Origin of the sequence: Paenibacillus camerounensis, from assembly GCF_000723885.1 — a bacterium.
In the GTDB taxonomy this organism is placed as follows: Bacteria; Bacillota; Bacilli; order Paenibacillales; family Paenibacillaceae; genus Paenibacillus_AQ; species Paenibacillus_AQ camerounensis.
Map to the genome: position 1 here is coordinate 41,129 of NZ_CCDG010000047.1, position 10,196 is coordinate 51,324.

Below are 10,196 nucleotides of genomic sequence, written 5' to 3' on the forward strand. Positions count from 1 at the left end.
CACCGGAATGAACCGGAGGCAGCTGCCCTTCTCTTTTTTATGAAGCAGATCTATTCTGTTTACAGCTCACTTAGATAGGAGGAGTTCCCGGTCCGATATATATTACATTCATGGAAGCGCCGTCCCCGGTCGTCAAAGTAACAGCTCCTAGCAGGTCATACATTTGCAGCTCTAAGCTGTCACCGGCATTCAACTGTATAATAAATCCGTTGTTAAGATGCGATGTGCTGACACTAGAATTAACTATACTTGCATTAATCTGTACTCCGTTGCGCATTACTCTTGAGCTCACTAAGTAATTATTATTCATATTAATATCATACTGAATAAAGTAGGTTCCAGCAGTAGTAATTGTAAACATATTGCTACTGAAGCTGACAGCGGAGCTTTGTGTGTCGAGCGTCAGCGGCACCGTTGTACCACCGATTACAACTGAAACTGTTCCTCCACCCGAATTGACTCCGCTTGCGTATCCACTTCCCCCTGCAGAACCAGTAGCTCCTGTCGCCCCGGTTGCTCCTGTCGCTCCATTTACACCCGTCGCCCCAGTCACTCCTGTTGCCCCGGTCACACCCGTTGCTCCTGTTACGCCTGTTGCTCCAATCACGCCCGTCGCTCCAGTTACTCCTGTTGCCCCAGTCACTCCTGTCGCCCCAGTTACTCCTGTTGCTCCAATCACGCCCGTCGCTCCAGTTACTCCTGTTGCCCCAGTCACGCCCGTCGCTCCAGTCACACCTGTTGCTCCAGTCACTCCTGTCGCCCCAATCACGCCCGTCGCTCCAGTCACTCCTGTCGCCCCAGTCACACCCGTTGCTCCAGTCACACCCGTTGCTCCAGTCACACCTGTTGCTCCAGTCACTCCTGTTGCCCCATTCACACCCGTTGCTCCAGTCACTCCCGTCGCTCCAGTCACACCCGTTGCTCCAGTCACTCCTGTCGCCCCGGTTACTCCTGTTGCTCCAGTCACTCCAGTAGCCCCGGTCACACCGTCACTTCCTGTTGCTCCAGTCACTCCAGTAGCCCCGGTCACACCGTCACTTCCCGTTGCTCCGGTTGCGCCTGTCGCTCCCGTTTCGCCTGTCGCTCCCGTTGGCCCGGTTGCACCAGTAGCTCCCGTTTCACCCGTCGCTCCCGTTGGCCCGGTTGCACCCGTCGCTCCCGTTTCACCCGTCGCTCCCGACGGTCCGGTTACACCTGTCGCACCGGTTGCACCGTCACTTCCTCCAGGCCCGGTTGCTCCTGTCGCGCCTACCGGCCCCTGGGAACCAGGGTTACCGCTGGAGCCTGTCACCCCTGTTGCCCCGGTCGGGCCGGCAGGTCCCGTTGCTCCTGTCGCACCGGTTGCACCTGTTTCACCCTTGACTGCCAGCTGGGCGAGCTGAGCTTTGATTTCTGGCAAGGATACCGCCTTGCTGGTTACCTCAATCATGGCCAGGCCGCTTGCATCAGATACGAGAGATACAGGCTGTCCGACTTTAAGCTGCGAAAGATTAATGGCTGAAGCATTAAGCCCGTAGACCGCCAGTCCTTCAGTCAGACTGTACGTCGTTTTAACGCCGTCTGTATCAATTACAAGGCGGCTGTCTGTAATTTCACTTATGATGCCGTATTTTACCTTTTGTGCTACTGGTGAAGCTTCATCAAGTGCCAGATAAGGCAGCGAAGCATTAAGAATTTTTGCCATCTGGGCACGGGTTACATTCTGTAACGGCTTGAATTCATTGTCTGGAAAACCGTTTACGATTTTCAGCTGGGTCGCAACATGAATGGCATTCACGAGACCAGTTGAAGCATCGCTGATATCTGTGAAGGGTGAGGTATCCGCAGTCAACCCGCTGATCTGGTTGGCTGACTGTATCCCTCGCACAACAAGCTCTGTTACAGTTTCACGGCTGGCCGAGGCTCTGCCCCATCCCGGACCCAGATCGTCCTGATCCAGCAGTCCGAGATCCAATGCCAGCTTAATATATGACTGAGCCCAATCATCAGCCGGGTAACCGCTTACTCCTGCAGACAGCTGGTTATCAAGCCCCATCAGCCGGATCATCATGATAACAGATTCCTGATTGGTTACGTTATCCTGCGGAGCAAAAGTGCTGTTGCCGCGGCCATCAATGACCTCCAGCAGGTTCATCTGCGTAATTTGCTTCTCCGCCCATTTCACATGCTGCAGATCTGTAAAACTTGCTTTGGCAGCAGCGGCTGCCTGAGCTGCACTCGACAGGAACAGACTGAAGCTGAGACCGGTCATAATTGCTTTTTTCTTATCTTTCAAAATAATCCCCCGTCCAATGTGATTATTGTTACTGCTTCGCAGGTAATCAAACACTACAATAAATTGACAAGTTTATTTCCTGTGACAAAAGATACCTCCAGGCATTAAAATCCTACAAGGATTTCTTCTTTCCCACCTTTAAATGCTTCCGCATTCCTGTCTTTTTTTGTAGCACATAATACCTCCTGTCGGAAATGTATACACTATTTTAATGTATCATCGGACTATGGACATTTTCTGGACATTTTCCGACACATTTTTTTGTGCTGCATAGAAACATAAGATTCACAATAGAGCGTAAGAATCTTTTACAGCCATGCACACAAAAAAACACCTTCCAACAAGGGAAGATGTACTCCTGTTACATCATATATAGGATTAGAGCTGGTACAGCATATCATTATACAGCTGTCTGACTGACTCTCTCGGCTCAAGCCCGAGCTCATGATTAAGCAGCTCTTTCATGGCATGATAATGGCGGATCAGGCTGATCCGGTCCTTTTCCCGGAAATAGAGCCCAAGCAGCAGTTCATGCGCCTCTTCCTCAAGCGGGGCATGCTGCAGCAGTTTACCGATCCGCTGTATCGCTTCCTCCGTCCTTCCCTCTCGCATATAGAAGCCGCAGAGCCTTTTGGATAGCTTAATATAATGGCTGAGCATTTCCTCCCGTTTAGAGATACTCCACAAGTAGTCCGAATCAGCGAATAAATCCCCGCTGTACAGCTCCAGTACCCGCTCCACATTCATCGCGTTTGCCGCATCAACCGTCTTGTTACTACTAATGAACGTCTCAAATTCCCAGACATCACCCGTGGTCCTTTCAAGCTCCATCCGGTATTTTCCGCTCTTAAAATGAATAACGATATGAATCTCCGCTGCTTTCAATGCCTTCTTCAACTGATACATAGTGGTATGCAGGTTAGACTGGGCCTGCTCATCGCTGCAGTCCGGCCAGAGCGCCTGAACAATCTGCCCCTTGTACACATTGGACAAGCCTTTCAAGAACAGGAAGGACATCAGCTCCTTCGTTTTGGAGGTTCTCCATTTCACTTCCTCTTCCTCGCCCGATGTGTTCAGCAGCCTAAGCCCGCCGAAGCCGATAATCCGGGTTTCCGGCTGAATGGATCGTACGCCTGCCTCATAGGCTCCGCGCAACATCCGTTTTTTCTGAAGCCGGGTAACCGCACGGTCCAGCTGTTCCGGAATCAGGGGCTTCAGCAGATAATCGACGGCTTCAACCTTATATGCTTCTACTGCATAGGAGGTATGGGCGGTTACAAAAATAATATCAAGCTCGCCGCATGCTTCCAGCAGCATTAGTGCCAGCTCCACTCCGTTCATGCCCGGCATTTCCATATCCAGAAACACAGCATCCGGCTTCAGCGACCTAATCTCACGCAGGGCATCTGAAGGTGTACGGAAAGCACCGATTACTTCAATCCGCCCGTCTCTGAGCAGCATGTTGGCCAATAATTCAAGTGCAGGCTTTTCGTCGTCGATGATTACCGCTCTTGTCATAATACTCCTCCAGTGTACATCTTGCTGCAAAAAACCTGCACTAAGTACTTATTTACTGCTCTAACCTCATACAATTGCACAGAATATCCGTAACGGTGACGCGAGATCATATATTAAATCAGACTGCCGAAAGTTAATTAAATTTTAAAATAACTATTTAGGCTATTAGTTTATCATGAAGCGTTTTCCCTGTAAATCTGCTTCCAGCAGCTAATTCTTCAAGAATGAACGCTCATTTTCCCATTCAATCTGCCTGTATCTAAAAATGCATTTTAGTTTCGTAAATACACTTGCTTTATAAAAGTAATATGCTATAATAAAAACACAAACAACAAATGACATCCAAAACAATTACTTGGGAGGAATATCAAATGACTACTTTAAACATCGGAATTATTCTGGGAAGCACCCGTCAAGGCCGCGTTAGTCCGCAAGTTGGAGAATGGGTTAAAGGCATTGCGGATGCCCGTGGAGACGCCAATTATGAAATTGTGGATATTGCCGACTTTAGACTGCCGCTATTGGGCGAGAGTGACGATTATGCCCCTGCTGCTGCCTGGGCGGCTAAGCTGGCTACGCTGGACGGATTTGTCTTCATTGCTCAGGAGTATAACCACAGCATTACCGGGGCGCTTAAGAACGCGCTTGACTCCGCACGTGATGAATGGAATAACAAGGCTGCAGGTATTGTAAGCTACGGCTCGGCAGGCGGCGCGCGTGCAGCCGAGCATCTACGCGGAATTCTCGGAGAGCTGCAGGTTGCAGATGTCCGTGTCCATCCGCTGCTCTCCTTGTTCACTGATTTCGAGAATGGTTCAGTATTCAAGCCGGCTGATCTGCATACAGCCAACGTTAATGCAATGCTTGATCAGGTCCTGGCCTGGAGCGGTGCTCTCAAGACACTGCGCGCGTAAAAAGTATTACTCACAGCAAACAGCCGCCTCCGTTCCGGAGACGGCTGTTTGCTGTTGCTGCGGCAGGGTGCCAGCGTCATATGAATATCACTATTCTTGCCAGCTGCACCCTGCAAAAATGAAAATTTTCTCATGAAACCTTAATTTAATCATCGCGTACTACAGGGTAATTATAGAGTAAGATAAAATTATTAGCTAAACCTAACATATAAGGAGGAATTGTAATGCTTAGAAAACTTCTTGGTAAAGTGCTGCATTCCGTGGAACACTCCAGGCCCGGCGGTCACCGCAGACATTCCAGCAGCCATAAAGGACGGTCTTTTTACAACAGACACTCAAGCAGCAGCCGCGGCTACAAGCGGCATTCGTCCTCCGATGCCCGGCGCGGAGGAAGCGGACACAAATATTATAAGAACCGTTACGGCAGCTCAAGCTAAGCTCTGGCAGCCGTAATAACGCAAGAGGCGCTTTCCGGTTCCGGCTGGAAGCGCCTCTTTCTGTTATTTCAGCAGACTCTTATATAAAGCAGCAGCCTCACGGGCAAAAGTCTCTATATCCGGATACGGCTCAGCCTGCTCACCCAGCAGCCGGCTGAGCAGCTGCCGCATTTCAGGTGAGAGCTTCAGCTCCTCCCTCCAGCTCCGTTCCTCTTCACCCCGTACCGGCTCATAGGCGGAGTACAGCATGAACAGCATCAGCCGGCCCATGTCATGCAGATCCGAAGCGGCTACCGGCGGCAGCTGCTCTGGCAGGAGGGCTGGATCAAGGAGGCTTAGCTGCGCTACTGCCGTTCTTTCCTCTCCGATCCTGCTTGCCAGCCCGAAGTCAATCAAGTATAAAGCATCTTCCTGTAAAATCACATTAGGAATACGCAGATCCAGATGCACATACCCTCGGGAATGAACATGGGCCACCAGCTCCGCCAGCTTAAGAATAACAGCCAGGCTCTCCCGCTCACCGTAGATGAGCTGATCATCAAAGATCAGGTCCTCCAGTGTCTTCCCCGTAATATAATCACTGACCAGCCAGTTCGATCCTTTATATTCCAGGTAGTCCCGGCACCGGGGGATATTGGGGTGCTCCATGGACCTCAGGATAGTGTACTCCTTCTCAAGCAGCATCCGTCCGGCAGTCTTTTTGCTCGGCCTGGACTGCTTCAGCGCGTAGAGCTTGCCGTCTGTAATATCGCGGCAGCAATACGTTAGCCCGTAGCTTCCTTCACCCAGCAGGCGATGTATCTCATAGCGTTCACCGATTAATACTCCTGAATGTAACGGATAATCCTGCCAAGCCCGAATAAATCCGCGCAGCCGTTCTAATGCCATAGCTTGTCTTCTCCTGTCTGGAAGCTGAGCGGAACTAATCTCTAGTATAAGTTATCAAAGAAATCGTAAAAATTATAAGATGAAAAATACATGTTGTCCATTTATTCAACTGGCTCAACGTTACGCATCAAGAAATATATATTCCCGAAAGTTTATAATGATTATACTTATTGTTTTCTTTTTCCATTTCCTGTTCTCTTGAAGGTATTTTGATTTGTCTCACTTTATGGAGTCAGTCCTGGTATCACATGGGGCACTGAGTAGCCTCACCCTTGAATGGAAGCATAAAGTCGCAAACAAAATTTTGCAAGACTCATATGGTTAACATATTTAGAAACTCATCAAAGCTGTTACTTGTAGAATAAGTTACAGGATCTAAATCTGATGATTCTTCATGATTCCAAACGCAAACAGATGGCTCTGTTTTATCATTATTTCTATAGTCTAAACACACAAAGTCACCTGCAAAAAGAACAGCTATTGGTAATAACTCAGTACCTAACAAATTTTCGTCTGAAACAATTCTCTCATCTAATTGAGTTCTAACTACTCCTACATCGTAGAATTCTTCTTCCCTCTCCCCAGTTACCTTCATAATACTTAAAAACCTATCAATTGCATAACTATGGCTGTTACACATAAAACTATCTTTTAAAAGAGAAGCACCATTAAATTTCTTAATAAATTCTTTATATTTATCCGGCAATATAATTCTCCACTTGTTTTCTTTTTCAGTCAGCAGAACATCATCCGGCAATGGATATATTATAGTTTCATCCTTAACTTCCATTTCTCTACCTCCTAAAAAATATTATCTAGGAGCGTCAGTCCACATACCTGCCGTCCGCCCACCATTGTGAAGTGTAATATTGTGAATACCAAATGGCACAAGTTCCATTTTACCAGGGATTTCCGTATGATGCCATGTCATTCCTTTTCTCGTACCACCTATTTGCTCATCTAACTACTTAATTGTTAAGGTAAAGCCTTCCGGGGTCGTTACGAAAGGCTTTAGGTTCGGAAATTTTTCGCTGTTCTTCAGGACTTTGCTCAGGTCCTTGACTCCATCCAGCGCTATACGTCTATAAAGTCAATGACAACGCGGTCAATAGATACAGTTACACCTTTCATGTGCCACCCCTTCTTAAGTTCTGACAATATAATGGTCGTTCTATCTAACCAATTAGTTGCAATAAACTTTTGGACTGATTGCCTTCTCACTGTCTATATCGCTGTAAGGTAGTCTACAGTTGCGATCAATTTTGAAAAAAAAACGGGGGAAAGCGAAGATAACAAAAAAACAGATCAATCATGGTGGTATCTGACCATAATTGACCTTTTTTTGTAACGGAATGGCGTTATTTAGGGTATAAAATTAAAAGCATTTGTTGTGCTTACAACCGCAATGAAGAGATCTTTATACGGGTATTACATGGGTTAAATGTATTATTGGTTGAATGATGGGTTCATTCGGCACTGGGTAGGGTATTTTGAACAGCCGCCACTTGTATGATTATATTGTTTGGTATTAGCGGCGGATAAAAATGAAACCACAGCACGGCAGTTAGCTCGCATTGTGGCGTTGTTGATTTGTACTATGCATTCTTCTGTTGGAGTCGTATTGCACGAAAAATTGACAGACCCCTCACAAACATTTTCTTGGAAGAACTAATTAATTCGAATCTTCAATTATTTTCATAAAATGATAATCCTATAATCTTTATCTGTAATAATAAATTTGTCATTATATTCTATAGATAAACCCTCGTATTTTTTGATAAGCATCTCACTAAGGTTTGATATATTTAAACCTTCCCGAAGATACAAAAACAGATCATTAATATTTCGATTCATAGGATCAAGGTGCATCTCGACTTTCATAATATCATTTAAAATTCTTTCAATAGTAGTTATTCTGTATACTATCTTCTCAACATCTTCCTCCACATTTGTATCGTTACCAAACATTTCACCAAGTGATGAATAGTTCGGTTGTCCCCCTCTAAATATTTCCACCAATCCTATAACTAACTCCTGAAATGAACTTTCTGAAAATTTTACTTTTAACAATTCACATGAGTTATCAAACATCCAACTCATATCATTGGGATCGTTATCACTATCGTCCAAAATCCCAATAACTGTAGGTTTTCTGTAAAGAAATTTCGAATTAATTCTTTCATCATTATTTAAAAACACTAAATTCCCCTCCCATTTTCTCTGCCATTTTAACATATAATATATTCCAAACTGCTTCTGTGTTACCTTCTTTAAATAATGCTTGAACCGTAGGGTCACCAGCAAGTTCTCTTTGTGTTTGTTTAAAAACTTTCTCAACGTCCAGTGGATGTATCGCCCATCCTCCAGTCCCTCTACTAATACTAAACGTTACCCCGTTTGGAGTCACAGCTCTTATTTCTTCCATATCAAAATATACCACTGTTTCTAGGTCCGCAATACTAAACCTACTGCTACTAGGATGATTATGAGTAAATATAGTATCCTTTGCTATATCTTTATAAGAAGAAAGATCAATTTTTGCTTGTTCACCATCAGAGATTAATTTACCAATCACAATGCCGTCTTTATCGAAAAACAGACCATGCTCAAACGGCTCATTTCTAATACCGTCTTCCAAGTATTTAACTGTTGATGGAGCTTTATCTACTTTCCCTATACTTGATAGTAAATTTTGACCACCCGAACCCTCGCTTACTACACCAATCTTACCCGTCCCCCCAACCCGAACGTCCTCAAGCTCCTTCGCTGCCTCATCGATCTCCACCTTGGCCTTGCCCGTGCCTTCAACCTCTTTAACCTTCACTTCCCGTATGGAGCCGTTCACGATTTTCTTTACACCGGCAAGCCCTTTGCTGGCAGTCGTTATTAACACATCACCCGCTCCGGCAACCACCGTGTTGACGCCTACTGAGATTAATCGCTCACCCAGGCTCTGCTTCCCATCATCCCGGTAATCATTCGCGGCGTCAAACGCTTCTCCAATCGTTCCGCTTATTGCTCCTGATACCATTGATTTGTACAGGGTCGGCGAGAATTTGCCTACCACTCCCGTCGCCTTCACCACACTATTCAAATACTTCCACGGCAGACCAATGCCGATAAAGCCCCCTGCCACCTGTCCCGCTTGCTTCCCGTAGGAATCATCCAGCGGACTGACATAACCTTCCGGCTTCGGGCCCGCGATCCAGTCGGTTACCGTCCTCGCTATTCCGAACGAGGCTGTATCGATCGCATTCACAATCATATTGCTTCCGCCCACCAGAATATTCGCCAGTGTCTGATTCCCTACTCCGCTTCCCGTCAGCCGGTTTTTGTCCGCTGCTTCCTTCTCCTGCTTCTCGTAGTATGCCTTGAGCTCTTCATACCGCCGATCCTGCTCCTCCGGCGGCAACGTGTACCAGTACGTTTCCTTCAGCCGCCCGATCGCCCTCGGATCGTTCCGGTTCAGGATATCCGCTTCCGATACGCTGTTGTACGGGTCCACCGGACCTAGCATCGCTTCCGGCTTGACCAGCGCCAGCTGCTGCTTTGCCCACTCTCCTTGGATTCCCGGTTCCATCGCCATCCGCAGCAGAAACGCATATTCTTCCTTCTCCGGCAGCGGTACACTCTTGTCGATGACCGACGGATCATAATCACAGGCTTTGATTGCCGCCTGCCTGAAGTAGCCTGTAAGATCTTTCCCTGCCTCATATTGCTTCGCGCTGATCCCCATCGATTCCAGCTTCCTGCGCGCTTCCTCCGCCTGCTGATGTGCAGCCGCCATTTGAGCCTGATTCCCAAACGTCTGATAGACCTCGTAGGCTGTCTGTGCCTTCGCGATCTGCTCCCTCGCTTCATAAATCTCTTTCAGCTTGACCTGCGCGGACAGTCCTTCAATGCTTGCCAGGCCCGACTGCTGAATAATCCCCCGCAGCTTCTGCACCGCCGGATCACTGCTCAGCTCATCCCGGCCGCTCAGTATTGAGAGCGTACGAATGAAGCTAGTCACCGCCTTCTGTGCCAATGTCGGGATGGAAATCGGACGGAATGGATCACGGCTCCCTGCGATTCCGAATAGTCCTGCCAGCACGCCCAGCTGCCGGCTCAGCTGATCCGCCTGCCGCTTGTTCTCTGCTTGTATGCCCTGAACTCCCCGGACGG

The 10,196-nt window shown here is 47.3% G+C and carries 8 protein-coding genes and 1 pseudogene; 2 read left to right on the forward strand and 7 right to left on the reverse strand.

Annotated elements, in window-relative coordinates; all coding sequences use genetic code 11:
- Window positions 1–70 precede the first annotated feature (70 nt).
- Both BN3772_RS31560 and BN3772_RS17980 read right to left on the reverse strand, forming a co-directional pair.
- Entirely contained in the window at window positions 71–2,275 is a 2,205-nt protein-coding gene (locus BN3772_RS31560; RefSeq protein WP_052380576.1) for a BclA C-terminal domain-containing protein, read from the reverse strand.
- Window positions 2,276–2,653: 378 nt separating this feature from the next.
- Complete coding sequence (locus BN3772_RS17980) at window positions 2,654–3,793, reverse strand: response regulator (RefSeq protein ID WP_042201153.1); 1,140 nt, start codon at window positions 3,791–3,793, stop codon at window positions 2,654–2,656.
- A 371-nt stretch (window positions 3,794–4,164) separates the two neighbouring features.
- On the opposite strand from BN3772_RS17980, the gene BN3772_RS17985 reads away from it, so the two are divergent.
- Entirely contained in the window at window positions 4,165–4,707 is a 543-nt protein-coding gene (locus tag BN3772_RS17985; protein ID WP_042201154.1) for an NADPH-dependent FMN reductase, read from the forward strand.
- A gap of 224 nt (window positions 4,708–4,931) precedes the next feature.
- Complete coding sequence (locus tag BN3772_RS17990) at window positions 4,932–5,144, forward strand: hypothetical protein (RefSeq protein WP_042174903.1); 213 nt, start codon at window positions 4,932–4,934, stop codon at window positions 5,142–5,144.
- 63 nt (window positions 5,145–5,207) lie between these two features.
- Here the strand turns inward: BN3772_RS17990 and BN3772_RS17995 are convergent, their stop codons facing one another.
- The 5 genes and pseudogenes from BN3772_RS17995 to BN3772_RS18015 all read right to left on the reverse strand — a co-directional run.
- Complete coding sequence (locus BN3772_RS17995; RefSeq protein ID WP_042201155.1) at window positions 5,208–6,032, reverse strand: serine/threonine protein kinase; 825 nt, start codon at window positions 6,030–6,032, stop codon at window positions 5,208–5,210.
- 313 nt (window positions 6,033–6,345) lie between these two features.
- Window positions 6,346–6,822: an SMI1/KNR4 family protein gene (locus BN3772_RS18000; RefSeq protein WP_042201157.1), complete on the reverse strand. Its 477-nt coding sequence runs from the start codon at window positions 6,820–6,822 to the stop codon at window positions 6,346–6,348.
- Between the two features lie 21 nt (window positions 6,823–6,843).
- Complete coding sequence (locus BN3772_RS31565) at window positions 6,844–6,984, reverse strand: HNH endonuclease signature motif containing protein (RefSeq protein WP_280114393.1); 141 nt, start codon at window positions 6,982–6,984, stop codon at window positions 6,844–6,846.
- Window positions 6,985–7,727: 743 nt separating this feature from the next.
- Window positions 7,728–8,231: a hypothetical protein gene (locus BN3772_RS18010; protein WP_042201158.1), complete on the reverse strand. Its 504-nt coding sequence runs from the start codon at window positions 8,229–8,231 to the stop codon at window positions 7,728–7,730.
- A pseudogene (locus BN3772_RS18015) lies at window positions 8,218–10,196 on the reverse strand (hypothetical protein); the annotation flags it as partial. The gene BN3772_RS18010 and the pseudogene BN3772_RS18015, both read right to left, overlap by 14 nt.

What these genes read in the sequence shown, in the direction of transcription:
- BN3772_RS17995 (WP_042201155.1), bottom strand. Translation starts at nt 6,032, where the DNA reads ATGGCATTAGAACGGCTGCGCGGATTTATTCGGGCTTGGCAGGATTAT.
- BN3772_RS17985 (WP_042201154.1), top strand. Translation starts at nt 4,165, where the DNA reads ATGACTACTTTAAACATCGGAATTATTCTGGGAAGCACCCGTCAAGGC.
- BN3772_RS18000 (WP_042201157.1), bottom strand. Translation starts at nt 6,822, where the DNA reads ATGGAAGTTAAGGATGAAACTATAATATATCCATTGCCGGATGATGTT.
- BN3772_RS17980 (WP_042201153.1), bottom strand. Translation starts at nt 3,793, where the DNA reads ATGACAAGAGCGGTAATCATCGACGACGAAAAGCCTGCACTTGAATTA.
- BN3772_RS17990 (WP_042174903.1), top strand. Translation starts at nt 4,932, where the DNA reads ATGCTTAGAAAACTTCTTGGTAAAGTGCTGCATTCCGTGGAACACTCC.